This window comes from Amycolatopsis sp. NPDC004772 (assembly GCF_053601215.1).
Genome location: NZ_JBSGBK010000013.1, coordinates 73,714 through 97,869, shown reverse-complemented (window position 1 = coordinate 97,869; position 24,156 = coordinate 73,714). Strand labels below are relative to the sequence as shown.

General features: G+C 72.4%; 22 protein-coding genes. 12 read left to right on the top strand and 10 right to left on the bottom strand.

Annotation, left to right across the window (positions count from 1 at the left end; translation table 11 throughout):
- The first annotated feature begins 6 nt into the window (after window positions 1-6).
- Window positions 7-651, top strand: coding sequence for a response regulator transcription factor (locus ACWEF6_RS11305; RefSeq protein WP_449682807.1), 645 nt, complete (start codon window positions 7-9; stop codon window positions 649-651).
- Here the strand turns inward: ACWEF6_RS11305 and ACWEF6_RS11300 are convergent.
- Window positions 636-1,295 (bottom strand): TetR/AcrR family transcriptional regulator, encoded by a 660-nt coding sequence (locus ACWEF6_RS11300; RefSeq protein WP_449682806.1) that lies wholly within the window; start codon window positions 1,293-1,295, stop codon window positions 636-638. The two genes, ACWEF6_RS11305 and ACWEF6_RS11300, sit on opposite strands and share 16 nt — an antisense overlap.
- 72 nt (window positions 1,296-1,367) lie before the next feature.
- Between ACWEF6_RS11300 and ACWEF6_RS11295 the strand changes: the two genes are divergently transcribed.
- Both ACWEF6_RS11295 and ACWEF6_RS11290 read left to right on the top strand, forming a co-directional pair.
- A complete protein-coding gene (locus ACWEF6_RS11295; RefSeq protein WP_449682805.1) occupies window positions 1,368-2,579 on the top strand; it encodes an MFS transporter in 1,212 nt (403 codons plus the stop codon).
- 10 nt (window positions 2,580-2,589) lie between these two features.
- Window positions 2,590-3,000: a secondary thiamine-phosphate synthase enzyme YjbQ gene (locus ACWEF6_RS11290; RefSeq protein ID WP_449682804.1), complete on the top strand. Its 411-nt coding sequence runs from the start codon at window positions 2,590-2,592 to the stop codon at window positions 2,998-3,000.
- Here ACWEF6_RS11290 and ACWEF6_RS11285 read toward each other — a convergent pair.
- On the bottom strand, window positions 2,938-3,939 hold the full coding sequence (locus ACWEF6_RS11285; protein ID WP_449682803.1) for an ABC transporter permease: 1,002 nt from the start codon (window positions 3,937-3,939) through the stop codon (window positions 2,938-2,940). The two genes, ACWEF6_RS11290 and ACWEF6_RS11285, sit on opposite strands and share 63 nt — an antisense overlap.
- A gap of 159 nt (window positions 3,940-4,098) precedes the next feature.
- Here ACWEF6_RS11285 and ACWEF6_RS11280 point away from each other — a divergent pair, with 159 nt between their 5' ends.
- Together ACWEF6_RS11280 and ACWEF6_RS11275 are read left to right on the top strand one after the other, a co-directional pair.
- Window positions 4,099-4,794 carry an HAD family hydrolase gene (locus tag ACWEF6_RS11280; protein WP_449682848.1) on the top strand — a complete coding sequence of 232 codons (696 nt, stop codon included), beginning with the start codon at window positions 4,099-4,101 and terminating at the stop codon, window positions 4,792-4,794.
- A 174-nt stretch (window positions 4,795-4,968) separates the two neighbouring features.
- Window positions 4,969-7,032 carry a bifunctional lysylphosphatidylglycerol flippase/synthetase MprF gene (locus tag ACWEF6_RS11275; protein WP_449682802.1) on the top strand — a complete coding sequence of 688 codons (2,064 nt, stop codon included), beginning with the start codon at window positions 4,969-4,971 and terminating at the stop codon, window positions 7,030-7,032.
- On the opposite strand, the gene ACWEF6_RS11270 is transcribed toward ACWEF6_RS11275, so the two are convergent.
- Window positions 7,010-7,684 carry a hypothetical protein gene (locus tag ACWEF6_RS11270; protein ID WP_449682801.1) on the bottom strand — a complete coding sequence of 225 codons (675 nt, stop codon included), beginning with the start codon at window positions 7,682-7,684 and terminating at the stop codon, window positions 7,010-7,012. The two genes, ACWEF6_RS11275 and ACWEF6_RS11270, sit on opposite strands and share 23 nt — an antisense overlap.
- 76 nt (window positions 7,685-7,760) lie before the next feature.
- Here ACWEF6_RS11270 and ACWEF6_RS11265 point away from each other — a divergent pair, with 76 nt between their 5' ends.
- A complete protein-coding gene (locus tag ACWEF6_RS11265; RefSeq protein WP_449682800.1) occupies window positions 7,761-8,231 on the top strand; it encodes a DUF4231 domain-containing protein in 471 nt (156 codons plus the stop codon).
- Entirely contained in the window at window positions 8,228-12,178 is a 3,951-nt protein-coding gene (locus ACWEF6_RS11260; RefSeq protein WP_449682799.1) for an NACHT domain-containing protein, read from the top strand. Before ACWEF6_RS11265 ends, ACWEF6_RS11260 begins: the two co-directional genes overlap by 4 nt.
- On the opposite strand, the gene ACWEF6_RS11255 is transcribed toward ACWEF6_RS11260, so the two are convergent.
- Both ACWEF6_RS11255 and ACWEF6_RS11250 read right to left on the bottom strand, forming a co-directional pair.
- A complete protein-coding gene (locus tag ACWEF6_RS11255; RefSeq protein WP_449682798.1) occupies window positions 12,175-12,990 on the bottom strand; it encodes a hypothetical protein in 816 nt (271 codons plus the stop codon). The two genes, ACWEF6_RS11260 and ACWEF6_RS11255, sit on opposite strands and share 4 nt — an antisense overlap.
- A 1-nt stretch (window position 12,991) precedes the next feature.
- The gene (locus tag ACWEF6_RS11250; protein WP_449682797.1) at window positions 12,992-14,740 is read right to left on the bottom strand and encodes a proline--tRNA ligase; all 1,749 of its coding nucleotides are present in this window, start codon (window positions 14,738-14,740) and stop codon (window positions 12,992-12,994) included.
- Window positions 14,741-14,862: 122 nt separating this feature from the next.
- Here ACWEF6_RS11250 and ACWEF6_RS11245 point away from each other — a divergent pair, with 122 nt between their 5' ends.
- The 3 genes from ACWEF6_RS11245 to ACWEF6_RS11235 all read left to right on the top strand — a co-directional run bounded on the left by ACWEF6_RS11245 (window position 14,863) and on the right by ACWEF6_RS11235 (window position 18,449).
- Window positions 14,863-15,213 carry a VOC family protein gene (locus tag ACWEF6_RS11245; RefSeq protein WP_449682796.1) on the top strand — a complete coding sequence of 117 codons (351 nt, stop codon included), beginning with the start codon at window positions 14,863-14,865 and terminating at the stop codon, window positions 15,211-15,213.
- A 514-nt stretch (window positions 15,214-15,727) separates the two neighbouring features.
- Window positions 15,728-17,530 (top strand): S1 family peptidase, encoded by a 1,803-nt coding sequence (locus ACWEF6_RS11240; RefSeq protein ID WP_449682795.1) that lies wholly within the window; start codon window positions 15,728-15,730, stop codon window positions 17,528-17,530.
- Between the two features lie 16 nt (window positions 17,531-17,546).
- A complete protein-coding gene (locus ACWEF6_RS11235) occupies window positions 17,547-18,449 on the top strand; it encodes a 2-hydroxyacid dehydrogenase (RefSeq protein ID WP_449682794.1) in 903 nt (300 codons plus the stop codon).
- On the opposite strand, the gene ACWEF6_RS11230 is transcribed toward ACWEF6_RS11235, so the two are convergent.
- Window positions 18,430-19,395 (bottom strand): GNAT family N-acetyltransferase, encoded by a 966-nt coding sequence (locus tag ACWEF6_RS11230; RefSeq protein WP_449682793.1) that lies wholly within the window; start codon window positions 19,393-19,395, stop codon window positions 18,430-18,432. The two genes, ACWEF6_RS11235 and ACWEF6_RS11230, sit on opposite strands and share 20 nt — an antisense overlap.
- Window positions 19,396-19,450: 55 nt before the next feature.
- Here ACWEF6_RS11230 and yaaA point away from each other — a divergent pair, with 55 nt between their 5' ends.
- Window positions 19,451-20,197, top strand: a complete 747-nt coding sequence (gene yaaA, locus ACWEF6_RS11225; RefSeq protein ID WP_449682792.1) for a peroxide stress protein YaaA — start codon at window positions 19,451-19,453, stop codon at window positions 20,195-20,197.
- On the opposite strand, the gene ACWEF6_RS11220 is transcribed toward yaaA, so the two are convergent.
- A complete protein-coding gene (locus ACWEF6_RS11220; protein ID WP_449682791.1) occupies window positions 20,184-21,272 on the bottom strand; it encodes an NAD(P)/FAD-dependent oxidoreductase in 1,089 nt (362 codons plus the stop codon). The genes yaaA and ACWEF6_RS11220 overlap by 14 nt on opposite strands.
- Before the next feature lie 83 nt (window positions 21,273-21,355).
- On the opposite strand from ACWEF6_RS11220, the gene ACWEF6_RS11215 reads away from it, so the two are divergent.
- A complete protein-coding gene (locus tag ACWEF6_RS11215; protein ID WP_310974353.1) occupies window positions 21,356-21,910 on the top strand; it encodes a suppressor of fused domain protein in 555 nt (184 codons plus the stop codon).
- Here ACWEF6_RS11215 and ACWEF6_RS11210 read toward each other — a convergent pair.
- Genes ACWEF6_RS11210 through ACWEF6_RS11200 form a run of 3 tightly spaced genes read right to left on the bottom strand, consistent with a single transcriptional unit; the run spans window position 21,907 to window position 24,149 of the window.
- Complete coding sequence (locus ACWEF6_RS11210; RefSeq protein WP_449682790.1) at window positions 21,907-22,437, bottom strand: TetR/AcrR family transcriptional regulator; 531 nt, start codon at window positions 22,435-22,437, stop codon at window positions 21,907-21,909. The genes ACWEF6_RS11215 and ACWEF6_RS11210 overlap by 4 nt on opposite strands.
- Window positions 22,438-23,241, bottom strand: a complete 804-nt coding sequence (locus tag ACWEF6_RS11205; RefSeq protein WP_449682789.1) for a class I SAM-dependent methyltransferase — start codon at window positions 23,239-23,241, stop codon at window positions 22,438-22,440.
- A gap of 56 nt (window positions 23,242-23,297) precedes the next feature.
- Window positions 23,298-24,149 (bottom strand): LysR family transcriptional regulator, encoded by an 852-nt coding sequence (locus ACWEF6_RS11200; protein WP_449682788.1) that lies wholly within the window; start codon window positions 24,147-24,149, stop codon window positions 23,298-23,300.
- Window positions 24,150-24,156 lie beyond the last annotated feature (7 nt).

The window sequence follows — 24,156 nt, the reverse complement described above, 5'->3', positions numbered from 1 at the left end:
CGCGGCATGCGGATCGTCATCGCGGAGGACTCCACCATCCTGCGCCAGGGTCTCGTCGAGCTGCTCACCTTCCGCGGCCACGAGGTCGTCGCCGCGGTGAAGGACGCCGAAGCTCTGCGCGAAGCGGTCAACGGCCACACTCCCGACGTATCCATTGTGGACATCAGGATGCCGCCGACGCACACCGACGAGGGCCTGCGGGCGGCGATCGCGCTGCGCCGCGAGTTCCCCGGCTGCGCGATCCTGCTGTTCTCCCAGTACGTCGAGACGAAGTACGCGGCCCAGCTGCTGGCCGACCGCGCGGGCGGCGTCGGCTACCTGCTCAAGGATCGCGTCGCGGAGGTGTCGGACTTCCTCGATGCGCTGCGCCGGGTCGCGGACGGCGAAACGGTCCTCGACCCCGAGGTCGTCAGCCAGCTGTTCTCGGCGACGCGCCAGACCGACGCGCTCGGCGGCCTCACCCCGCGCGAACGCGAGGTGCTGGGCCTGATGGCGGAAGGCCGGTCGAACTCCGCGATCGCGGCGGAGCTGTTCCTCTCCCCCGGTTCGGTGGAGAAGTACGTGACGTCGATCTTCGGCAAGCTCGGCCTGCCACCGTCCGAAGGGGACAACCGCCGGGTGCTCGCGGTGTTGCGCTACTTGGATTCCTGAGCGAGCAGCCCGTCGACGAAGGCGCGCAGCCCGGCCCGGTAGGTGTCGCGCGCGGCCAGCTCCGGCCAGCGTTCCCCGATGCCGGCCAGGCCGGGGAACCGGGCCTCGTCGAGGTTCGCGAACACCGCATCGCGGTAGCGAGGCCGGCCCTCGGCGGCCCGCCGGCCGGCGCGAGCGCGGACGAGGATCTCGCCCACCGTGTAGTACCAGATGTTCCGGTACAGCTCGACGGCCCGCTCCGGCGCGCAGCCGCAGCCGAGCGCCCCGCCGACGATGCCCTCGACCATCCACAGCGCCGGCTCGCCCAGCAGGTCGTCGGCCGTCAGCACCTCCACGACCTGCGGCCAGGCGGCCAGCGCGTCGTGCATCACGGTCGCCGCGGCGACGATGCGGTCGCGCGGGTCGTCCGGCAGGGCCGGCCGCGGCAGCCGGCCGGCGTAGTGCTCGAGCAGCTGGATCAGCAGGTCGTCCTTGTCGCGCACGTGGTGGTACAGCGTCGTCGCGCCGACGCCCAGCTCCGCGGCGAGCCGGCGGATCGTCAGCTTCTCCCCGCCGTCCCGGTCGAGGATCACCCGCGCCGCTTCGAGGATCTGCTCGCGGGACGTCGTCGGCGGCCGTCCCATGCGGCCGGCGGGTCGTGGCATTCCCCCATCATGCCCGCCGTGCTACTTTCGGAACATGTTCGAAAAGTCATCGGACGGAACTGGGGAACGATCATGACCACGGAAAGACGACCCGTGCTGGTGGTGTGCCTGGCGGTCTTCGGCCTGATGGCCGGCCAGCAGATGCTCAACCCGCTCCTGCCGCCGCTGGCCCGCGAATTCGGGTTCAGCGAGTTCGCGCTCGGCTCGGTGTGGGCGATCGGCGGGGCCGGTGTCGTGCTGGCCAGCCCGTTCTGGGGCCGCCGGACCGCGCGCTGGGGACACCGGCCGGTCCTGCTGCTTTCGCTGCTGGGCGCGATGGCGAGCCTGCTCGGCTTCGCCTTCGTCGCCCAGCTCGGCCTGGCGAAGGCGCTCGCCGTGCCGGTGCTGTTCACGGCCGTCCTGCTCACCCGCGGCGTCGCGTTCGGGCTGGCCTGGGCCGCGACGCCGGTGACCGCGCAGTCCTACATCGCCGACGTCACCGACGGCCCGGCCGCCCGGGTGCGGGGCATGGCGGTCTTCGGTGCGGCCCAGGGCCTCGCGCTCGCCGTCGGGCCCGCGCTGGGCGGGCTGCTGAGCCTCACCGGGAACCTGCTCGTCCCGGTCTACGCCGCACCGGTCGTCCTCGCCGCGATCGCCGTCGTGATCACCTTCGCGCTGCCGAAGCCCCCGAAGCGCGTCACGCGCCCGGAGACGGTGAAGGTCAGCCCGTTCGACAAGCGCCTGTGGCCGTTCCTGACCCTCGGCTTCGGCCTCTACCTCGCGCTGGCGATCGTCCTGATGACCATCGGCTTCCTGGTGCAGGACCGCCTGCACCTGGCCGCGCAGGACACCGGGCGGGTGACGAGCCTGGTCATGCTGGCCGGGGCGGGGATGATCATCCTGGTCCAGGTGCTCGCCGTCCCGCGGCTGGACTGGACGCCGCTGCGGCTGATCCGAGTGGGTGCGGTCGTCATGACCGCCGGGATGCTCGTGGTGGCCACCGGCTCGGACGGGCTCCTGCTCGGCGCCGGCGTGGGCGTGCTCGGTGCGGGGATGGGGTTCGCGACGCCGGGGTTCATGTCGGCGCCGACCCTGCTGGCCACCCGGGAGGAGCAGGGCGCGGTCGCCGGGCTGATGGGGTCGAGCAGCGCGCTGGCGTTCATGGGCGGGCCGCTGCTGGGCACCGGCCTGTACGAGATCGACCCGGTCGTCCCCTACCTCACCGGCGCGGTGCTCCTGGCGGCCCTGACGGCGTTCGCGTTCACCCGCACCGGCCGCCCCGCGAAGGAGCCCGTCGCTCCCTAGGCTGGGCCGCATGTATTCCACCGAGATCGAGGTCCGCACCGGCGCCGAAGCCGTCGTCCACGACCTCACCCACGAAGCCGAGGCGTTCCTGCGCGACGCCGACGCGACCGACGGGCTGCTGCACGTCTGGGTCCCGCACGCCACCGCCGGGCTGGCCGTCCTGGAAACCGGCGCCGGCAGCGACGAGGACCTGCTGGCCGCGCTCGACGAGCTGCTGCCCCGCGACGGCCGCTGGCGGCACCGGCACGGGAGCCCGGGTCACGGCCGTGACCACGTGCTCCCGGCGCTGGTGCCGCCCTACGCGACGATCCCGGTGCTCGGCGGGGTCCTCGCGCTGGGCACCTGGCAGTCGATCTGCCTAGTGGACACCAACCTCGACAACCCCGTCCGCAAGGTGCGGTTCAGCCTCCTCGCCGGCTGAGCGGGCGGAGCGGGCCGGCCACAGCGTCACCAGCAGGCCCGCGGCCAGCAGGGCACCGAGCACCCACAGCGCGGTCGTCACGTCGGGCGCGCCCGGGACGCCCTGCAGCAGGCTGCGCAGGCCTTCGGTGGAGAACCGGAACGGCGTCCACGACCACAGCAGCGCACGGTAGGCCGGGTTCAGCAGCTCCGGCACCTGCCCGGCCACCGCGGGCGCGACCAGGTACAGCGGCGCGAGGACGGCCATCGCGCGCAGGCCCAGCAGGCGCAGCAGCCCGGCCTGCAGGGCCGCGAACGCCGTCGCGGCCAGGAAGACGAAGCCGAGGACGCCCGCGGTCAGCGGCAGCATCGCGTCCCACAGCGCGAAGAACCCGGCCACGACCGCCGTGATCAGCACACCCGCGCCGACGACCTGGAGGACCCGGGCGCCGGCCCCGACGCTCCGGCCGGTCCGCTTCGCGAGCTGCGTCAGCGCGAGACCCGCGATGAGCGCGCCGATCCACGCCAGCGCACTCGCGGCCAGCGGCGCGACCCGGCCCGCGAGCCCGGCCGGGTGCAGGACCTCCTGCTTCGGCGGGCCGGCCAGCGCGGTCGCGGCGCCGGTCAGCGCCTGCTGCGCGACCTGGGTGCCGGCCGGGTTGACCGCGCCCGACGTCACGACGGTCGCGGACGGTCCCGGCCCGAGCTCGAGCACGCCGTAGACCTTCTTGTCCTCCAGCAGCTGCCGCGCTTCGGCCGGGGTCGCGACGGTCCAGGCGAGCTGGCCGCCGCCGTGGGCGGCGATGCGCTGCGCGATCTCCGGCGGTGCGGCGACGGCGACCGGGACGCCGTCGGGCGCGACGGTGGCCTGCGCGCCGAAGGTGAGGAATCCGAGCACCACCGCCACCAGCGCGCCGGCCAGGGCGGCGACCAGGGCGAGCGCCCCTGCGGGACGGGTCATCACTGCCTCCACTTATTCGTCACTCGTTGAATTACGCCTCAAGGTACGACCTCGCCACCCGAAAGTCAACGCGCGTTGAATAGCGGTCCCGGTAGCCTCGGACCCATGGGAAAGAATGGGCGCGAAGCGCCTCCGTTGAGGGTGGCGGCGGGGGCATGGATGGAGAAGAAGCGGCTGGTGCTCTGGGACATCGACCACACGCTCGTGGACTTCTCCGAACTGGGCGCGGTCTGGTACGGGACCGCGTTCACCGCGGCGACCGGCGCGCCCCTGCGCGTGCACCCGGTGTTCGGCGGCCGCACGGAACGGGCGACGACGACCGACCTGCTCACCGCGAACGGCTTCGAGGCCGCCGAAGAGACGATCCAGGCGCTGTTCAAGGCCCTGGTGGCGGAGTCCGAACGCCACCGGCACACCTTCGCGGAGACGGCCCGCGCGCTGCCGGGCGCGGCCGAGGCGCTGACCGCGTTCGCCGCCGGCGGCGACGTCGTCCAGACGCTCGTCACCGGCAACCTGCCGGAGATCTCCCGGCACAAGCTCGCCCCGTTCGGCCTGGACGAGCACCTCGACCTCGAGATCGGCGGCTACGGCACGCTCTCGGTGCACCGCCCGGACCTGGTCCCGCACGCGATGGCGCTGGCGGCGGCCAAGCACGGCACGGAATTCGACGCCGGCTCGGTGGTCGTCATCGGCGACACGCCGAACGACGTCCGGGCCGCGGTGGCCAACGGCGCGGTCTCCGTCGCGGTGGCCACCGGGCACTACTCCGCCGAAGAACTGCAGGCCGAGGGCGCCCACACGGTGCTGCCCGACCTGACCGACACCGACGCGGTCCGGCGCGCCGTCCTCGGCTGACGTCGTCCTGCAGAGGGGGACATCCCTCAGCCGAAAGGACGACACCCCTAGGGGAAATCTCGTTCCCTTGCCCGATGTTGGCGGTGGCGGGAACTCGACAGACTTCTCCCCATGACTGACGCAGGGGCGGCGGCCGGAACCGCCGGAGGGGGCCGCATCCGGAGCACGGTTGCGGTGTTGAGACAGCGACTGCCGTTCACCAGCGGTGTCACGCTCGCGATGCTGGTGCTGGCCGTCGCGACCGGGGCGTTGTGGAACGCCGCCGAAGACCGCGCGGTCTACCCGTTCGTCGCCTACGGGCTGCCGTCGCTGGAGGCGGGCCGGTGGTGGACGATGCTCACCGGGCCGTTCTTTGCCGTCATCCCTTGGTATTACCTCCCGATGGTCGGCAGCTTCGCGCTCTTCGCCGGCTTCGCCGAGTGGAAGCTGGGGACGCGGCGCGCGATGGCGGTGACCATCGGCGGCCAGCTCGTCGCGGTGCTCGCCGCGACCCAGTTCCTCGCGCTGTCCCGCAACTCCGGCTGGCTGTGGGCCGAGCGGGTCGCGGGCAGCCTCGACGTCGGCTTCTCCGGCGGCGCGCTCGCCGCGGTGGCCATCGCCAGCGCGACGCTGCGGCCGCCGTGGGCGCTGCGGCTGCGGGCCGGGCTGTGCGTGTACGCCGGGGTCGCGATCGTCTACGTCGGCACGCTGGCCGACCTCGTGCACTTCTTCGCGCTGCTGCTGGCCCTTCCGCTCGGCAAGCGCCTGGTCGGCACCCGCCGGATCGGCGCCCAGGCGGCCCCGAACCTGCGGGAGTGGCGGGTGCTGGCCGTGGCCGGCCTGCTGCTGCTCACCATCGCCGAGATCGTGATGTTCCTGGTGCCCGGCGACGGCCCGTTCGGGTCCGACGACGGCGTCTCGCTGTCGGCGCCGGAGCTCGGCATCCTGGTGCTGGTGGTGGTGCCGATGCTCAACGGGCTGCGCAAGGGCAGCCGCGTCGCGTGGCGCTGGGCGGCCGGGCTGTCGGCGTTCGTCACGGTCCAGGGGCTGGCCGTCGCGACGCTGCTCGGAGTGGCCGACATCTTCGGCGGCGACTACGACGTCACGGGCCTGCCGCTGTTCTTCGTGGACAATCTCTTGTGGACGGTCGAACTGGCCGTCCTGATCGCGGCCCGCCACGCCTTCCGGGTGCCTTCGCGGCGCCGGCTGCGGCGGCACGCGCAGGGCCCGGGGCCGGCGCTGGCGCGCAACCTGCTGGGGCGCCACGGCGGCAGCACGCTGTCGTGGATGACGACCTGGCCGCGCAACACCTACTTCGTCCGCGAGGACGGCCTGTCCTACCTCGCCTACCGCCGCCACGCGGGGGTCGCGGTGGCGCTGGGCGACCCGATCGCGCCGGACGACACGGCGGCCGCCACGGTCACCGAATTCGCGGCGATGTGCGAGAACTCCGGGCTGGTGCCGTGCGTGTTCTCGGCGACGGAAGCCACCGTCGCGGCGACGCGCGAGCTGGGCTGGCAGCACGTCCAGGTGGCCGAGGACAACGTGCTCGACCTCGACGGCCTCGAGTTCCGCGGCAAGGCGTGGCAGGACGTCCGCTCGGCGCTGAACAAGGCGGCCAAGCAGGACATCGAATTCCGGCTGGTCCGCCTGGCCGACCAGCCCGAGCCGATCCTGGCCCAGGTCCGGGCGCTGTCGGAGGAGTGGATGTCCGGCAAGGCCATGCCGGAGATGGGCTTCACCCTCGGCGGCCTCGACGAGGCGATGGACCCGGCGACCCGGGTCGGCCTGGCGGTCGACGCGGAGGGCACGGTCCACGGCGTGACGTCGTGGCTGCCGGTCCACACCGGCGCGGGCAAGATCGGCGGCTGGACACTGGACGTCATGCGCCGCAGCGCCCACGGCTTCCGCCCGGTGATGGAGTTCCTCATCGCCTCGGCGTGCCTGGCCTTCCGCGAGGAAGGCGCGCGGTTCGTCTCGCTGTCGGGTGCGCCGCTGGCCCGCAGCGGCGACGGGTTCGCGGCGCGGCCGGTGGACCGGGCCCTGGAGTCGCTGGGCCGCGTGATGGAGCCGTACTACGGATTCCGTTCCCTGCACGCGTTCAAGGCGAAGTTCCAGCCGCGGCACGTCCCGCTGTACCTGGCTTTCCGCGACGAGGCCGACCTCCCGCGCGTCGGGCTGGCGCTGAGCCGGGCCTACCTGCCGGACGTCCGGCTGCGGCAGCTGGCGAAGCTGGTCAGTAGCTCTCGGGCACGCTGATCCGCTGCGGGAAGCGGATCTTGCGCCGGGTGACGACGTTCTGGTCCTTCGGGATCAGGCGTCCGTCGGTCAGGCGGAGCCAGTGGCCGTTCCGCGAGTCGGTGAAGGCGAGCATCACCCCGGGCGTCATGTCCGGGCGCTGCCACTCCTCGCGGAACGGCATCCGCCACTTCCCGGGCGGCAGGATGGCGTAGAGGTATTCGTCGTCCTCGATCTCCGGGCCGCGGTGCAGGGTCGACCCGGTCATCGGCAGGTTGTGCACGAGGTCGAACGAGACGACGACGTGGTTGACCGCTTCGGCGTTCGCGTTGGAGACGACCATGAAGCCCTGGCCGCCGGCGTACTCGATCCACGCGGTGACCTTCGCGGCCTGCTCCTGCCGTTCGCGCAGGTCCCGCTCCCGGCGGTCGGCCCGCGCGAGCCGGCCGTCGCGGATGGCGATCCACAGCGCGACCACGACGGCCGCGATCGTGCCGATGCCCCCGACCCACTGGCCGGAGGCGCCCCACCAGTCCGGATCCCGCGGCTCGACGAGCCAGCTCCAGGCCTTGGCCAGCAGCGGTCCGAAAAGGAGCAGCACCCCCGAGACGGCCAGCACCCCGAACGCGACGGCCCGGATCCGGCCCAGCCGTCTGCCCGCATCCCCACTCATGCCCCGCAGCCTGCCGAATTCCCGCGCTCAACGGAAGCGGCAAAACCCCCTCGGCGCCGGTGCTACATTCGACGTCGTGTCCGAAGAGCCCACCGGCGAGCTGGCCTTCCTGCGCTCCGAACTCGACCAGCAGCTGCGGCGGTACTCGAAGCGCCGCAAGCGCGACAAGCGGAAGGCGTTCGGGCTGCGGCTGTCGACGGTGCTGCTGTCCGCGACGATCAGCGTCCTGCTCGGGCTGCGCAACGTCGACGGCCACGCCGATCTGTTCGCCAACATCGCGCTCGGGCTGGGCGCGCTGATCACCGTCCTCGCGGCGGCGGATGCCTTCTTCTCCCACCGCGAACTGTGGATCCTGCGCACGCAGACCGTCCGCGACCTCGAAAACATCTCGCGGGAGCTGCGGTACTGCACCAGCAAGGACCTTTCGCCGGAGGAACTGAAGCAGGACGTCGAGCGGATCTACGGCGAACTCAACCGCGCCATCGAGCGCGACAGCAGGAACTGGGACCGCCTGCGCGCACCTTCCGGCACGGATTCCAAGGAATGACCCGGACGGCGGTCGTCCTCACCGCCCTGCCGGTCGAGTTCGCAGCGGTCGCCGACCGGTTGGCGGGCCAAACCTGGCAGACGCACGATCAGGGCAGCCGTTACCTCGTCGGGAGTTCCGGCGCCTGGACGGTGGCGGTCGCGGAAATCGGCCGCGGCAACGAAGAGGCGAGCTATTCGACGGAACGCGCGCTCCAGCACTTCTCCCCCGAGGTCGCGCTGTTCGTCGGCGTGGCGGGCGGCGTCAAGGACGTCTCGCTGGGCGACGTCGTGTTCGCCACCGAAGTGCACGGTTACGAGTACGGCAAGGAAGTCTTCGACGCGTTCGTCCCGCGCGGCCAGGTCGGCACGGCGTCCTACGAGCTCGTGCAGGCGGCCCGGTACCTGCGGCACGAGCTGACCGGTTTCGCGGTCGTCGTCGAGCCGATCGCCGCGGGCGGCAAGGTGGTCGCGGACGCCTCGGCCCCCACCGCGGAGGTCATCAAACGCCACTACAGCCAGGTGGTGGCGACGGAACAGGAGGGGCTGGGGTTCGTCAAAGCGGCGTCGGCCCGGTCCGGGGTGGCGGTCGGGGTCATCCGCGGGATCAGCGACCTGTTGTCGGGCAAGGCGGAGTCGGATCGGGCCGGCTGGCAGGAGGCCGCCGCGGGTCACGCGGCCGAGTTCGCGTTCGCGCTGCTCGACGCGATCGACCGGACGACGTACTCCCCGGAGCACGTCGCCGATGCCCTGCTGTCGGCCCTGCTCCGGCTCCACCGGTGGGATTCTCGTGAGGAAGTCCTCGCGCTGGGCCGGGATCGCAAGGAGAAGCGGAAGGCACAGCGGCTCCTGGAGGACCTCGAGGAGGTGCTGCTGGAGCACCTCGAACGAGCCGCTGACGCCTACGGGATCGACGATGCCGGGTTCTTCCGGCTGGTGACGTCCCGCCTCCGGCTGGTCGCCAGGTCCCACGCGGTCGAAGCGGCGACCCTCCGGCCACTCCTCGGCGACGCGAGCACCCCGGCCGAGGGCTACTTCCTGTCCGACGTCACGGCGTTCCTGGTCGGGGCGTACCTGGGCGTCCCGGACCTGCGCCGCGAAGCGTTGTCCGGGGCGCTCGAGCGCGAGACGGACCTGCCGAAGGCGCTGGAAACGGCGCTGAGCAGCGTTCCCCGGCAGCAGCGAGCCCGCGACGAGACGGAGCACGACCAGCTCTCGGCCGCCGCCTACACGACGGACTACCTGCGCGCGATCAGCAACCGCCTCGACCACCTGGAAATTCTCGGCATCGACCTGGCCCGCTCGGTGGAGCGGTACGCCCTGACCCCGGCGTTCGTGGCGTTGTCGGCGGCCAGCGGCCAGTGGGACGACGACCGCACGTGGTCGGGCGGCCGCCGCAACGACGTGGTCAACGTTCTCGCGTCGGCCACGCGCCAGGTGCTGATCGGCGAGGCCGGCTCGGGCAAGACGACGTTGCTGCAGTGGATCGCCGTGACCGCCGCTCGCGACCAGCTGCCGCCGAAGCTGGAGCACTGGAAAGGCCGGATCCCGCTCATGGTGTGGCTCCGCCGCTACGTGGAGCAGCCACTGCCGGATGTCGAGTCGCTCACCGACGAGCTGGCGCCGAGCCTCAGCGCCCGGAAGCCGTCCCGCTGGTGCACGGCCCTGCTGGCCAGTGGCCGGGCGATCGTGCTGATCGACGGCCTCGACGAGCTGCCGGTCTCCCGCCGCCCGGCGGTGCAGAACTGGCTCGACGAACTGCTGAGTGCCTTCCCCGAGAACGTGTTCATCATCAGCGGACGCCCGGCGGCGCTCCGGCACCCGGGTTTCCGGCTGGGGCGGTACAGCATGGCCCAGCTCGAACCGATGGGGCCGGACCAGATTTCGGCCCTGGTGCGGCACTGGCACCTGTCGACGAGCACCACCCTGCCGAAGGAACAGCAGGAAAGCCACCGCGCCAAGGGAAAGCTCGTCGCCGAGCACATCCTGACCAGTCCGGCCCTGCTCGACCTGGCCCGCACGCCGCTGCTCTGCGCGGCGCTGTGTGCGCTGGCGTACGCGAGGAAGGGCGTCAGCAGCCTCCCGCGCCGACGTCTCGAGCTGTACGAAACGGCGCTCGTCATGCTGGCCGGGCGGCGGGACACCGAACGCAGTATCGCGGGCTCGCCACTCGACCCCGAGGAACGGCTGGCCCTGCTCGAAGACCTGGCCCAGTGGCTGATCCGCAACGACCAGTCGGAGATCGCGAAGGAGAAGGCCCTCAGCCACGTCCGGCAGACGCTCCGGACGCTCCGCCAGGACACCATCACCGCCGAAGCGGCGCTGCAGGACCTCGTCGAGCGGTCCATCCTGCGCGAACCCGCGACGGACGTCATCGACTTCGCCCACCGGACCTTCCTGGAGTTCCTCGGGGCGCGCTGGATGAGCGACCAAGGGGACTTCGGCGCGCTGCTGAAGTGGTCCGGCGACCCGTCCTACGGTGGAGTCATCGCCCTGGCGGTCGGGATGGCCCGCCCCGGCGAAGCGACCGGCTTGCTCGGGAACCTGCTCTCGCGCGCGGAAACCGCCTCGGGCGGGGACCAGGAGTACGCCTACAGCCTGGTGATGAACTGCGTCGACGCGTGCCTGCGGGTGGACGAGAGCGTGACCCGCAGGCTGGAGTCGTACCTCGAGTCGCTGGTCCCGCCGCTCAACAGCGACGCGATGCTGAAGCTCGTCGCCGGCGGGGACACGAGTGTCGGCCTGATCGAGCGATTCCTGCTCGATGCCGACGACCTCGCCCTCGAGCGGTGCGTCGAGGCGCTGGGCCGGATTGGCACCACCCGCGCGCTCGGCGTCCTGATCGATCTTCCGGCGACGCTCCGGCGGTCACTCGCCCAGAGCCTGATCGAGGCATGGTCCTTTTTCCCGCCCGCGGAGTACGCGGCGCAGGTGCTGACCGAGCTGCACGCCCCGACCGCGGTGCACCTGCTCGACACCACCCGGATTCCGTTCACAGGACAGCTCGGGCGGGACTACCTGGTGCACGTGATTTCCCCGGATATGCAGTGGATGGCCGACGGGCTGGACGCGACGGTACGGCTGACCGGGGTGAGCATCGAATCCGACATCTACGTCGCCGACTTCGCCGATCTCCTGGGCCTACCAGGTCTGCAAACCCTCTTCGCGGACATCTTGTTCGATGAGCCGACCGACCCGAGCTCACTGCCGCGCAACGAGAGCATCACGACCCTCGACCTGCAGTTCTGGAATCCGATCGATCCCTTGCTGCTGGACTGCGCCTTCTTCCTGGCCACCCCCAACCTGACCGACCTGCGCATCAGCGCCGTAGGAGAAGTCGAGCTCACCAACCTCGCCGCGCTCAGCTCGCTCGACGAACTCGAAATCCTGGAGATCGAAAACTTCCGGCTGTCGAACAGCGAGACCGTTCAGCTGTCCTTGCCCGCGCTGCGCTGGCTCCGCATCCCCGAGTGGCCACTGACCGACCTCGAAACCTTTGCGGGCTGCAGCAACCTCGAAGTCCTCGACGCCCCGGACTCCGAACTCGAAAGCCTCCACGGCGTCGGCGCCATGACCGGCCTGCGCAGCATCGCCCTTGGCGGCTGCGTCTCCCTCATCGAAATCAGCCAGCTACCCTGGCTCAAAGCTCTCGAACACGTCGACTTCACCAACTGCATCGCCCTGGAAGACGAAGCCCTCGGCATCATCGAGGAGCTCCCCCGCGAGATCGACCTCGACATCGCCGGCTCCAGCATCGACGCAAATCTCCGCAACGCCCCGATGCAGATCCTCACCGAGCACGTCCCCGACGCCTGGCCGGACTCGATCGCCATGCTCGACGACGACCTCGACGTGACCCAGGAGGACTTCTTCGTCCGCTCGGTGGTCGGCGCGACCGCCGCGGAAGACGAATTCACGCACGGCTGGATCGTCGGGGACCTCGAAGCGTACGAAAGCCGGCCGCTCTAGCGGACGGTCGTCGGCGGCGGGGTCGTCGTCGCCCGGTCCGCCGCCGGGACGAACCGGTAGCTCCGCACGATCCGCACCAAGTCGTCGGGCGCCGATTCCCCGTACGCCACCAGCACGCCGGACGTCCCCGAATCCCCACCGAACGCCAGCACCGCCAGCTGCGCGTGCGGGACGGCGCACTCCCCCGTCTGCGCCGGGGTCACCGAAGCGACCAGCACCCGGGCGGGAACCGCCGCGCCGTCGGCCCGGGGAACCTGCGCGTCCGCGCCGGGCCCGATCTCCGGCACCGCACCATACGCGCCGTTCGCCAGGTCCGTCGCCGCCTTGCGGGCTGCCGCATCGAGGTCGGCCAGCGGCTCCGTGGTGAGGCCGGCGCCCCCGCCGCACTTGCCCGGGAAGGCGCTGGTGATCAGCCTGATCCCGGCCCAGCCGTGCTGGGTGTCGGGCGCCGGCTGCCAGCTCGGCGGGACGTCGTAGGCGTACGCGCCGTCGCGACCGGCCACGGACTGCCAGCCCTCGACCGCCGCCGGCACCACCGCACGCGGCGAGGGTGTCACCACCAGCGGCGCGGGTGACGGCGAGGACGAGGCCGGGTGCGGTTTGCCGACGCCCAGCGCGTTCAGCACGCCGGCGACCAGGGCGATGAACACCAGGCCGAACCACGGCGCCCGCCGCCACTTCAGCGGTTTCAGCTTCGGCCGGATCCGCTTCGGCTGCGCGCGCGGGGCGTCCGCGGGTTCGTAACCGCCGAACCCGCGGAGCGCCGCGTTGTCCTCGTACCCCGGCGTCTCATCGTCGGAGCGCCGGTTCATCTCAGCTCCGGACGAGCTTGACCAGGTGCTCGACGACGGCGTCGACCGCGATCTCCTCGCGCTCGCCGGAACGCCGGTCCTTGACCTCGACGACGCCGTTGGCCAGGCCGCGCCCGACGACCAGGATGGTCGGGACACCGACCAGCTCGGCGTCGGCGAACTTGACGCCCGGGGTGGCCTTCCGGTCGTCGAGGATGACCTCGACGCCGGCCGCGTCCAGCTCGGCGGCGATCTTCTCGGCGCCGGCCGCGACCGCCTCGTCCTTGCCCGCGATGACGATGTGCACGTCGAACGGCGAGACCACGCGCGGCCAGATCAGGCCGAGGTCGTCGTGGTTCTGCTCGGCGAGCACGCCGACCAGCCGCGAGACGCCGACGCCGTAGGACCCCATGGTGATCCGGATCGGCTTCGAGTCGGGGCCGAGCGCGTCGACCTCGAAGGCGTCGGTGTACTTGCGGCCCAGCTGGAAGATGTGCCCGATCTCGATGCCGCGCGCGGCGACCAGGGTGCCGTGCCCGTCCGGCGACGCGTCGCCCTCGCGGACCTCGGCGGCCTCGATGGTGCCGTCCGGGGTGAAGTCGCGCCCGGCGAGCAGGTCGACGACGTGGTGGTCGACCTTGTCGGCCCCGGTGACCCAGGCGGTGCCGGGGACGATCCGCGGGTCGGCGAGGTAGCGCACGCCGTTGTCCTGCAGCGCCTTCGGGCCGATGTAGCCCTTGACGAGGAACGGGTTCTTCGCGAAGTCGGCCTCGTCGAGCAGCGCGACCTCGGCCGGCTCCAGCGACGCTTCGAGGCGCTTCATGTCCACTTCGCGGTCGCCCGGGACGGCGACGCAGACGAGCTGCCACTCGGCCGAGCCCGGCTGACGCGTCTTGAGCATGACGTTCTTCAGCGTGTCCGCGGCGGTGAACGTGCGGCCCAGGCCCGCGTTGTTGAGGAAGTCGACGAGCGTCTCGATGGTCGGCGTGTTCGGCGTGTGGTGCACCTGCGCCTCGGGCCGGCCCTCGATCGGCTGCGCGGCGGGCACCGGCGTGACGACGGCTTCGACGTTCGCCGCGTAGCCGGACTCGGTGCTGCGGACGTAGGTGTCCTCGCCCGTCTCGGCGACCGCGAGGAACTCCTCGGACGCCGAGCCGCCCATGGCCCCCGACGTCGCCTTCACGACGACGTATTCGAGGCCCAGCCGGTCGAACAGCTTCGTGTAGGCGTCCCGGTGGGCCTGGTAGGAGCGCGCGAGGCCGTCGTCGTCGAGGTCGAAGGAGTAGGAGTCCTTCATGACGAACTCGCGGCCGCGCAGGATGCCGGCCCGGGGGCGCGCTTCGTCGCGGTACTTGGTCTGGATCTGGTAGAGCGTGACCGGGTAGTCGCGGTACGAGCTGTACTCGCCCTTGACGGTGAGGGCGAAGAGCTCCTCGTGCGTCGGGCCGAGGAGGTAGTCGGCGCCTTTGCGGTCCTTGAGGCGGAAGAGGCCGTCGCCGTACTCGGTCCAGCGGCCGGTGGCCTCGTAGGGCTCCTTCGGCAGCAGCGCGGGGAACTGGATCTCCTGCGCGCCGATGGCGTTCATCTCCTCGCGCACGACGGCCTCGATGCGGCGCAGCACCCGCAGGCCGAGCGGCAGCCAGGAGTACCCGCCCGGAGCGACCCGGCGGACATAGCCGGCACGTACCAGGAGCCGGTGGCTCGGTACCTCGGCGTCCGCCGGATCCTCGCGCAACGTGCGAAGGAACAACGACGAAGTCCTGGTGATCACTGCGGGGCTCCCTGCGCCGGGCGGGTGTGAAAGTCCCGCTCAGGGTAGTCAATCCCCCCGCCGTGACTCCAACGGGTTACTCGGCGGCCGGTTTTGTCGGTGGTGGCCGCTAGCTTCGGGGCATGGCGATGCAAATGGGCATGATCACGATCGACTGCGCCGACCCGAAGAGCCTGGCGGAGTTCTGGACGGCGGCGCTGGGCACGAAGGTGGCCCAGGACCACGGCGACTTCCTGATGCTGGCCCCACCGGAGGGCGGCCTGACGGTGGGGCTGCAGCGAGTCCCGGAGCCGAGAGCGGGCAAGAACCGCGTCCACGTCGACTTCGGCTGCGAAGACCGCAAGGCCGAGGTGGCCCGGCTGGTGGGGCTGGGCGCGAAGGAGGTGGCGGAGCACGAGGTCCCGGGCCTGGCCTGGACGGTCCTGGTGGACCCGGAGGGCAACGAGTTCTGCGTATCGGCGGGCGCGCACTGAGCTCGGCCGGGAGGGCGGGTTGCGTCGAACCGACCGGCCCGCTCACCGAGCCCACACCGGCCGACGCTGCCTGGCCGGCCCCGCGACGGCGCGGCCGACGGCTGCCGCACCGAACCAGCCCGGCCCGAAGCGACCAGCCCGCGCACCGCGCCCACCGCACCCCCGCCAGCCGCCAGCTGCCACACCCACCCAACCCGGCCCGAAGCGACCCGCGCACCGCGCCCACCGCACCCCCGCCGACCGATACTGCCCCGGGCGAGCCGTGTGCCGGAATCCCCTGTCCCACACCGATTCCCGCCCCACCGAGCCCCGGCCGGCCCCATGATCGTCCGTTCGGCCCAACCCCCTCCCCACCCGTCTTCCGACTACTGGCCCGCCGCCAACACAACCGGCTAGCATCGGCGCGACCAGGAACGGGGGGTCCTTGGTGCGGGGTGACCGCGACATTTCCCGTTCGCGACGAAGTTTCCGAATCACAGGGGGATCCATGCCGCCCGTCAGGGGTGCCTTCGCCATGCCCGGAAGAGCCGGGGTCACGCTCGCCGCCGTTGCGGTGGCCGGCCTTCTCGCCGCCGTTCCCTCGGCCGCCGTCACCGGGGGCAGCCCGGCCGCCGAGGGCGCCTACACCTTCGCCACCAAGATCGACGTCGGCGGGCTGCACGGGTGCAGCGGTGCCCTGGTCGCGCCGCAGTGGGTCGTCACCGCCGCCGGCTGCTTCCCCGAGAACGGCGGCCAAGCCGGTGCGCCGAAGCTCGCCACCAAGGCGATCGTCGGGCAGCGGGGCGCCGTCGGCACCGAACGCGCCGTCGTCGACCTCCTCTTCCGGGCCGACCGCAACCTCGCCCTCGCCAAGCTGGCCGCGCCGGTCACCGGCGTCACACCCGTCGCCATCGGCACCGCCGCCCCCGCGCCGAACGAGACCCTGCGCATCGCGGGCTACGGCCGGACCGCCACCGAATGGGTCCCCGACCAGCTCCACACCGTCCCCGCCTCCGTGCAGAGCGTCACCGCAACCACCCTCGCCGTCCTCGGCGACCCGGCGGCCGCCACCACCTGCCAGGGCGACGCCGGCGGTCCCCTCCTGCGCGAGCGCAACGGCGTCGTCGAGCTCGCCGGCATCCACCACGCCTCCTGGCAGGCCGGCTGCCTCGGCTCGACCGAGACCCGGCAGGGCACCGTCGAGACCCGCGTCGACGACATCGCCGGCTGGATCGGCCTCCGCCTCCGCGGCGACGCCTACACCGCCCTGCCCGCCGCCCAGCGCGTGCTCGACACCCGCACCGACACCGGCGGCCACAAGAAGCCCGTCGCGGCCGGCGAATCCGTGTCCGTCGCCGTCCCCGGCCTGCCCGCCGCCGCGAGCGCGGTCGCGGTCAGCCTGGTCGGCACCGGTGGCACCGCGAGCACCTTCCTGACCGCCTACGGCGACGCCCTGCCCACGACGTCCAACGTCAACATCACCGGCGGCCGCACCGCCGCCGGCATGGCGATCGTCCCGGTCGGTGCGGACGGCCGGATCAAGGTCCGCAACAACGCCGGGAACATCGACGTCATCGTCGACTACCTCGGCTACTACAGCGCCTCCGGCGAGTCGACCTACCAGCCGAAGGACAAGCCCGACCTGGTTCTCGACACCCGCACGTCGCTCGGCGGGCACCCGGGCCGGCTGACCCCGGGCGAGGTCGTGACGGTGCCGGTCCGCGGCGTCGCGGGCGTCCCCGCCGACGCCGTCGCGGTGGCCGTCAACCTCACCGGGACCGAAAGCGACTCCGACACCTTCTTCAGCGTCTTCGCCCAGGGCACGCCCGGCCCGTCGACGCTGAACATCGTGCCGAACGAGCACCGCGCGACCCAGTCGCTGGTGCGGATCGGCGACGACGGCGCCATCCGCATCTTCCTGCACCACGGCCAGAGCCACGTCCTGTTGTCCCTGGTCGGCTCGTTCGTCCCCGGTGACGCGGGCAGCCGGTACGCGGCGCTGGGCACGCCCACCCGCCTGGTCGACACCCGCACCGGCACGGCGGCGCCGCTGGGCCCGGGCGGGATCGTCACGGTGCCGGCCGCCGGCCTGCCGTCCGGTGCGACCGCCGCGGCGGTGAACGTCACCGGCGTCCAGCCGAGCGCCACGACGTTCCTGGCCGCTTGGTCGCACGACCTGCCCTACAGCGGCGTGCCCTCGACGGTGAACGTCATGGCGGGCGAGAACACGTCCAACGCCGCGACGGTCCGGCTGGGCTCGGGAGCGCGCTTCGACGTGCTCAACTCTGCAGGCTCGACGCACCTGGTCGTCGACCTGCAGGGCTACTACACGCGGTAGCGGGTAGAAAGGCGGCATGAGCGCTCGCGTACTGCTGCCGTGGACCGACATCGACGTGCCGGAGGGGCTCGGCGCCGCGTACTACGACGGCGCCGGCGCTCCTCCGGCCGATCTCGGGGACGTCGAGTTCTACGTGCTGCCCTACGACCGAGGATCGGAGCCGCCGAAACTGATCCGGGAACTGCCGTCGCTGCGGGTGGTGCAGTCGCTGTCGGCCGGCGTCGAGGCGATCGTGCCGCTGCTGCCCGAGGGCGTGCGTCTCGCGAACGGGCGCGGGCTGCACGACCTGAGCGTCGCCGAGCACGCCCTCGCGCTCATCCACGCCGCGCAGCGGGACCTGCCGCGCTGGTTCGCGCAGCAGACCCGCGGCGAGTGGGTGCGGGAGCACACGCGGTCGCTGGCCGACAGCCGGGTCCTCCTCGTCGGGTACGGCTCGATCGGGCAAGCCATCGAACGCCAGCTCGTCGCGGCCGAGGCCGTGGTGACGCGGGTGGCGAGCCGTCCCCGCCCGGACGAGGGCGTCCACGGCGTCGCCGAGCTGCCCGCGCTGCTGCCCGAAGCCGACATCGTCGTGCTGGTCCTGCCGGACACCCCCGCGACGCGCGGCCTCATCGGCGCCGCCGAGCTCGCCACCCTCCCCGACGACGCCCTGGTGGTCAACGTCGGCCGCGGCACGGCGATCGACACGGACGCGTTGCTCGCCGAGACGCGCACCGGGCGCCTCCGCGCCGGTCTCGACGTCGTGGACCCCGAACCCCTGCCCGCGGACCATCCACTGTGGACGGTTCCCGGCGTGGTCATCACCCCGCACATCGCGGGCGGGTCGGCGTCGTTCTACCCGCGCGCGAAAAAGCTCGCTGCGGAGCAGCTGCGGCGGTACGCGCAGGGCGAGGAGCTGCTCAACCTCGTCCAGGCTTGAGCACGTACACGTGCCATTCGTCGACGACGCGATATCCGCAGCGTTCGTAGACACCCAGCGCGCGGTGGGCGTTGTCGACGTCGACGTTGAGGGCCGACCGGTCGAATCCCGCCTCCTTCGCCGCCAGGAGGGTGTGTCCCAGCAGGCCGGACGCGATGCCGCGGCCGCGCAGGGCCGACCGGGTGCCCACCCAGGTCGCGTAGAGCTCGCGGATGCCGGTCGCCTCGGTTTCGGACACGTAGTGGTGGCTCAGCACGAACGCCAGCACTTTGTCGCCGTCCAGGACGAGGAACGACAGCTCCGGGCGGAAGTCCTTCGAGCCGGTGACCAGGTGGCGCCAGGCGTCCGGCTCGTAGCTCGTGCTGCCCCAGTGGTCGGCGAAGGTGTCGTTGCGGGCGTCGAGCGCGGCGAGGTCGTACTTGAAGTCGAACGGCACCGCCGCGAACCCGTCGGGTAGCGGAGGCTGCGGCGGCAGGTCGGCGAGGCCGACGCGCATGGTGACCATCGTCCGGCTGTTCGTGTAGCCCGCGCGGGTGAGGACACCCGCGATCCAGCGCTCGTTCTCGTGACTGCCGTAGTGCAGTTCGAGAGGCGCGCCCGGGAAGACGCGCTCGTGGACCTCGCGGCTGGTGCGCGCGAACCACTCGACCAGGTGAGCGCCGACGGCGTCGGTCCGGTGGTCCGGGTGCACGATCGATTGGAGCCGGATCATGTGCACGGGGTCGGCGGCGTCGCGGCGGCGGACCAGGCCGTAACCCATCAGCCGGTCGCCGGCCCAGGCGCCGACGGTGGCGCGGGCCAGGTCGACGTTGGGGCCCGCCAGCTCTTCGCGGAGGTCCTCCGCGCTGAAGTGCTCACCCGTCCGGTCGACCTCCTCGGCCGCCGCGTACAGCCGGGCGAGGGCGGAAGCGTCGTCGAGGGCCAACGGTCGCCAGGTCAGGTCCATGCCGGGAGGCTAGGCCGGGCAGCGGCGCCCACGCACCCCGATTTACGCTCGGGGCGTGCTGGTGCTCCTCCCCCCTTCCGAGACCAAGGCCGACGGCGGCCGCGGCGGCCCGCTCCACCTCGACGGGCTGTCGTTCCCCGAGCTGAACCCGACGCGCACGAAGCTGGCCGACGCGCTGGTGGAGCTGGCCGCCGACGTCCCGGCGAGCATCGCGGCCCTAAGCCTCACCGAGCGGCAGGCGGGCGAGGTCGCGCGCAACGCGCAGCTGTGGACGTCCCCGACGATGCCGGCGCTGCGCCGCTACACCGGCGTCCTGTACGACGCGCTGGACGTGAAGAGCTTCACGAGGGCGGGGCTGGAGAAGGCCCACCGGCGGCTGGCGGTGACGTCGTCGCTGTTCGGCGTGGTGTCGGCCACCGATCCGATCCCGGCGTACCGCCTCTCGGGCGGGAACTCGCTGCCGGCGCTGGGCACGGTCCGCGGGCTGTGGAAGCCGGTCCTCGAGCCGGTGCTGCAGGCGGTCGAAGGCCTGGTCGTCGACCTGCGCTCGGGCACGTACTCGGCGTTCGCCAAGCTGCGCCCGGACGCGGTGACCGTCCGGGTGGTGACGGAGAACGCCCGCGGCGAGCGCGTGACGGTGAGCCACTTCAACAAGGCGTACAAGGGCCGCCTGGCGCACGTGCTGGCGGCCACGCGCGCGGATCCGTCCACTGTGGACCAGCTGGTGAAGGTGATCACCAAGGCGGGCCTGGTGGTCGAGCGCACCGGCGAGCACGCGCTGGAGCTGGTCACCGAGGGCTGAGGCCCGCGAACCGGTCCGGGGCGAACGGGCTCAGGTCGAAGCCCGGGTCCTCCCCCAGGGCCAGGGCCGCCACGAGCTTGCCCGCGAACGGCGCGTTCGTCAGCCCACCGGCGCCGAAACCCGTCGACACCGCCAGGCCCGGCCGGATCGTCCCCAGGATCGGCAGGCCGTCGGGTGTTCCCGGGCGGAAACCGACCCGGGTCTCCGCGAGGGTGGCGTCCGCGAGACCCGGTGCCACTGTCAGGGCGTTCTCCAGCACCTCGCGCTGCCCGGCCGCCGTGACGCGGTAGTCGAAGCCCGCCTCCGCCTCGCGTGTCGCGCCCGCCACCACCCGGCCGCCGCCGAAGGCCAGGAGGTAGTGGCTGGTGCGGGGCAGGACCACCGGCCAGGCCGCGGTTTCCGTGCCCGGCAGGTCGAAGTGGCTGATCTGGCCGCGGTGCGGCGTCACCGGCAGGTCGATTCCCAGCGGGGCCAGCAGTTCGCGGCTCCACGCGCCGGCCGCCACCACCACGCTGTCCGCGTCCAGGGGGCCGTCCGGGGTCGCCACCGTGCCGTCCGCGCGGAACGCGACCTCGCCCTCGACGAACTTCGCGCCTCTCGCCTCGGCGGCCGCCAGCAAGGCGCGGCGCAGCGAGTGGCCGTCGACGCGCCCGGCGCCCGCCAGGTGCACCGCGCCCAGCCCGGGCGCCAGCGCCGGGAACAGCTCGCGGGCCTGCGCCGGGTCGAGAAGCCGGACCTCGCCCATCTCGGGCGCGTCCGCCGCCCGCGACGTCAGCCGCTCGTGGGCTTCGGCCAGTTCCGCGTCGTCGGCCGAGACCACCATTCCGCCGACCACCTCGAACGACGAACCTTCGAGCTCCGCGGTGAACTCCCGGTAGTACCGGCCCGCGGCCGCCGCGAGCGGGTAGACCGCGTCGTCCCAGCGCGATGTCCAGGGGCTGACGATGCCGGCGCCGGCTTCGGTCGCCGTCCCCGGGCGCGCCGCGTCCGCGACGATCACTTCCGCGCCGCGGCCCGCCAGGTGCCAGGCCGTCGCCGCGCCGCCGATTCCGCTGCCGATCACAAGCACTCGCATGCTTCCCACCCTGCCCGATCTTGCCGCGCCCGGGCCAACGGGATAACCCACGCAGACGCCCGGCCGGTCGTATGCTGCGCGCCATGCCGAGCCGTGCCGAGCGGTATTTCGCCCATCTCGACACCCTGACCGGGTCCGCCGCGCCCCGGCTGCAGCCCATCCCGTCGACGCAGCCCGGGCTCGACGACGTCATCTCGTTCGTCTACGCCGACGAACCCGAGCCGCGCTACCTCACCGGCGCGACCTACGGCCTCTCGCTGGCCGACCACCCGGACTGGCACGGCGTCCGGCCCGAGCTGTGGATCAGCGTCCGGTCCGACGACCCGGTCTGGGCCCTGGCCATCGGTTACCTGGCCGAGCAGCTGCGCGGGACGTGCCCGTTCGTCTACGGCGACACCATCGACTTCGGCCAGCCGATCGCCCCGGAGTCGTCGATGACGGCGTTCGCGGTTTCGGCGCCCGCGGGCCTCGACGCGCACCAGTACACGCTGATCGACATCGGTGGCGCGCCGATCAGCATCGCGGGCTGCTACCCGGTGCACGACACCGAGCGGAAGTACATCCGCGAGCACGGCATCGACGCGTTCTGGCAGCTGGACTGGGATCTCTACGACGTCCGCCGCCCACCGGTGGTCTAGCGACGCTGCACCAGCTCCCGGACCGCCTCCACGAACGCCTCGGCGTCCAGCTCGTCGTCCCACGAAGCCTGCAGCAGCAAACCCTGGTAGATGGCCACGAGCACCCGGATCACGGCGTCCGGTGCGACGTCGCCGAACGCCTCCCGCTGGTCGTCGACGCCTTGACGGGCCAGGGCGCGGATCCGGGGTTCGCGGACGGTTTCCGCCCACGCCTGCAGCCCGAGGTTCCGCTGCTGTGCCGCGTCCGGCCCGGCGATCTCCCGCAACAGGCCGAGGTAGCCGGCCAGGGGATCGTCGGCGTCGCCCAGGCCGGTCGCCCGGGCCGTGTGCCATTCGCCGACGATCGCGAGGATCATGTCCTCCTTACCGGTGAAGTACCGGTAGATCAGCCCGGCGGACAGGCCGGACTCCTTGACGATGTCCTGCATCGAAGTGCGGTGGAACCCGGCGCGGGCGAAGCAGCCGGCCGCGGCGTCGAGAATCTGACGGCGGCGGCTCGCCAGGTGTTCCTCGCTGACCTTGGGCATCTACCGGACCACCGCCCACGCGATCCGGTAGAACTCGGCGGCCGGCTCGCCCCGGTGGTAGCGGGCGGCCGCGTCCTTCGCCGACAGGTCGCCCTTGAGGTCCAGACCTCGTTCGGCCAGGTACCCGGGGACGTCGGCGGGCCGGAAGCCGAACGTCCACGGTTCACCGACCTGCGCGACCTTCCGCTGCCAGGCGACGTCGGCGCCGAGCACCGCCCGGTCGACGTAGGTGAAGATGATCGTGCTGCCCGGCGCGGTGATGGCGGCGAGGTCGCGGAGCGTCGAGTCGACGGCCTGCTCGGTGAGGTAGTTGGTGACGCCTTCCCAGACGACGGCCGTGCGCTTGCGCGGGAAGCCGTCGAGGGCCGTGACGAGGCTGTCGGTACCGAGGTCGACGGGGACGTAGTGCACGTGCGGCCGGTCCGCGACGCGCTGCCGCTTGGCCCGCTGGGTCAGAGGGTGGTCGACCTCGTAGGTGGGCAACCCGCCGGGGATGCGGTGGGCGCGGCTGTCGTACCCGGCCCCGAGCAGGAGCACCTGGTCCGGCTCGGCCTCGATGAGCAGGTCGTCGATCAGCCGGGTGCGGGCGACCGCCGACATGCGCGGCCCGCCCGGGTAGAAGTGGTCGATCGCGCGCGCGATGCCGTGCCCGAGCGGCCGGACGGCCGCGACCCGCACGAGCCAGCGGTAGCGGGCCGGCAGGAACCGGATGGCGAGGTCGTCGGCGAAGAGCCGGTCGCGGCGCCGGGTCTCCAGGGCGCGGAACAGGGCGACGTGCTCGGCGGTTCGGCTGGCGGAACGCATGCGGCCAGCATAGCGAATGAACGTTCATTTTTCATCGGGCACGAGTCTGTCGCCGTTCACGCCCGGTAGGCGGCCGCCGCGATCCGGGCGAACGAGCGGATCAGCGGGTTCGCGTCGCCGTCTTGCCAAGCGACGACCACCGGATTCGGGGCCATGTCCGGCAACGGCACCACGGCCAGCTCCCCCGGCGGCCGGTGCCCGAGCGGCATCAGCCCGACCGTGCCGTTCCACAGCACGGCCTGCAGACATTCCTGGACGGCCCGCACCACCGGCCCCTCGCGGGGTTCGCCACCGTGCCAGTACGCCTGCCAGACCGGGTCGGTGCCGTCCGGGAACCGGAACCAGCGCCGTCCGGCCAGGTCGGCGAGCGCGAGGTGATCGCGGCCGGCCAGCGGGTCGTCGGCCCGCAGCACCGCGCCCACCGGGTCGGCGCGCAGCTCGTGCACCGTCAGGCCGGTCTGGTCGAACGGCCCGCGGGTCAGCGCGACATCGACGAGCCCGGCGCGCAGGCCGCAGGTCGGGTCGGTGAGGTCGGCGTCGCGGACGCGGACCTCGACGTCCGGGTGCCGGGCCCGGTGGGCCTCGGCGAGCCGGGTCGCGGCGGGGTCGGCCCCGTCACCGAGGATGCCGACGGTCAGGGTCGGTGTGCCCGCCGCCGCGGCGACGCGCACGCGAGCCTGGTCGGCCTGGTCGAGCAGCGCCCGCGCTTCGGCCAGCAACGCCGTTCCCGCCGGGGTGAGCGCGACGCCCGCGGCGGACCGCAGCAGCAGGACGGCCCCGACGTCGGTTTCCAGTTGCTTGATCGCCCGGCTCAGCGGCGGCTGGCTCATGTGCAGCCGCGCCGCGGCCCGGCCGAAGTGGAGTTCCTCGGCGACCGCGACGAAGTACCGCAGCGTGCGCAACTCCATGACCGGC

Excerpts from the sequence above, each read along its gene's own strand:
- ACWEF6_RS11305 (WP_449682807.1), top strand. The coding sequence starts at position 7 with ATGCGGATCGTCATCGCGGAGGACTCCACCATCCTGCGCCAGGGTCTC.
- ACWEF6_RS11300 (WP_449682806.1), bottom strand. The coding sequence starts at position 1,295 with ATGCCACGACCCGCCGGCCGCATGGGACGGCCGCCGACGACGTCCCGC.
- ACWEF6_RS11295 (WP_449682805.1), top strand. The coding sequence starts at position 1,368 with ATGACCACGGAAAGACGACCCGTGCTGGTGGTGTGCCTGGCGGTCTTC.
- ACWEF6_RS11290 (WP_449682804.1), top strand. The coding sequence starts at position 2,590 with ATGTATTCCACCGAGATCGAGGTCCGCACCGGCGCCGAAGCCGTCGTC.
- ACWEF6_RS11285 (WP_449682803.1), bottom strand. The coding sequence starts at position 3,939 with ATGACCCGTCCCGCAGGGGCGCTCGCCCTGGTCGCCGCCCTGGCCGGC.
- ACWEF6_RS11280 (WP_449682848.1), top strand. The coding sequence starts at position 4,099 with ATGGAGAAGAAGCGGCTGGTGCTCTGGGACATCGACCACACGCTCGTG.
- ACWEF6_RS11270 (WP_449682801.1), bottom strand. The coding sequence starts at position 7,684 with ATGAGTGGGGATGCGGGCAGACGGCTGGGCCGGATCCGGGCCGTCGCG.
- ACWEF6_RS11260 (WP_449682799.1), top strand. The coding sequence starts at position 8,228 with ATGACCCGGACGGCGGTCGTCCTCACCGCCCTGCCGGTCGAGTTCGCA.
- ACWEF6_RS11255 (WP_449682798.1), bottom strand. The coding sequence starts at position 12,990 with ATGAACCGGCGCTCCGACGATGAGACGCCGGGGTACGAGGACAACGCG.
- ACWEF6_RS11245 (WP_449682796.1), top strand. The coding sequence starts at position 14,863 with ATGGCGATGCAAATGGGCATGATCACGATCGACTGCGCCGACCCGAAG.
- ACWEF6_RS11240 (WP_449682795.1), top strand. The coding sequence starts at position 15,728 with ATGCCCGGAAGAGCCGGGGTCACGCTCGCCGCCGTTGCGGTGGCCGGC.
- ACWEF6_RS11235 (WP_449682794.1), top strand. The coding sequence starts at position 17,547 with ATGAGCGCTCGCGTACTGCTGCCGTGGACCGACATCGACGTGCCGGAG.
- ACWEF6_RS11230 (WP_449682793.1), bottom strand. The coding sequence starts at position 19,395 with ATGGACCTGACCTGGCGACCGTTGGCCCTCGACGACGCTTCCGCCCTC.
- ACWEF6_RS11220 (WP_449682791.1), bottom strand. The coding sequence starts at position 21,272 with ATGCGAGTGCTTGTGATCGGCAGCGGAATCGGCGGCGCGGCGACGGCC.
- ACWEF6_RS11215 (WP_310974353.1), top strand. The coding sequence starts at position 21,356 with ATGCCGAGCCGTGCCGAGCGGTATTTCGCCCATCTCGACACCCTGACC.
- ACWEF6_RS11210 (WP_449682790.1), bottom strand. The coding sequence starts at position 22,437 with ATGCCCAAGGTCAGCGAGGAACACCTGGCGAGCCGCCGCCGTCAGATT.
- ACWEF6_RS11205 (WP_449682789.1), bottom strand. The coding sequence starts at position 23,241 with ATGCGTTCCGCCAGCCGAACCGCCGAGCACGTCGCCCTGTTCCGCGCC.
- ACWEF6_RS11200 (WP_449682788.1), bottom strand. The coding sequence starts at position 24,149 with ATGGAGTTGCGCACGCTGCGGTACTTCGTCGCGGTCGCCGAGGAACTC.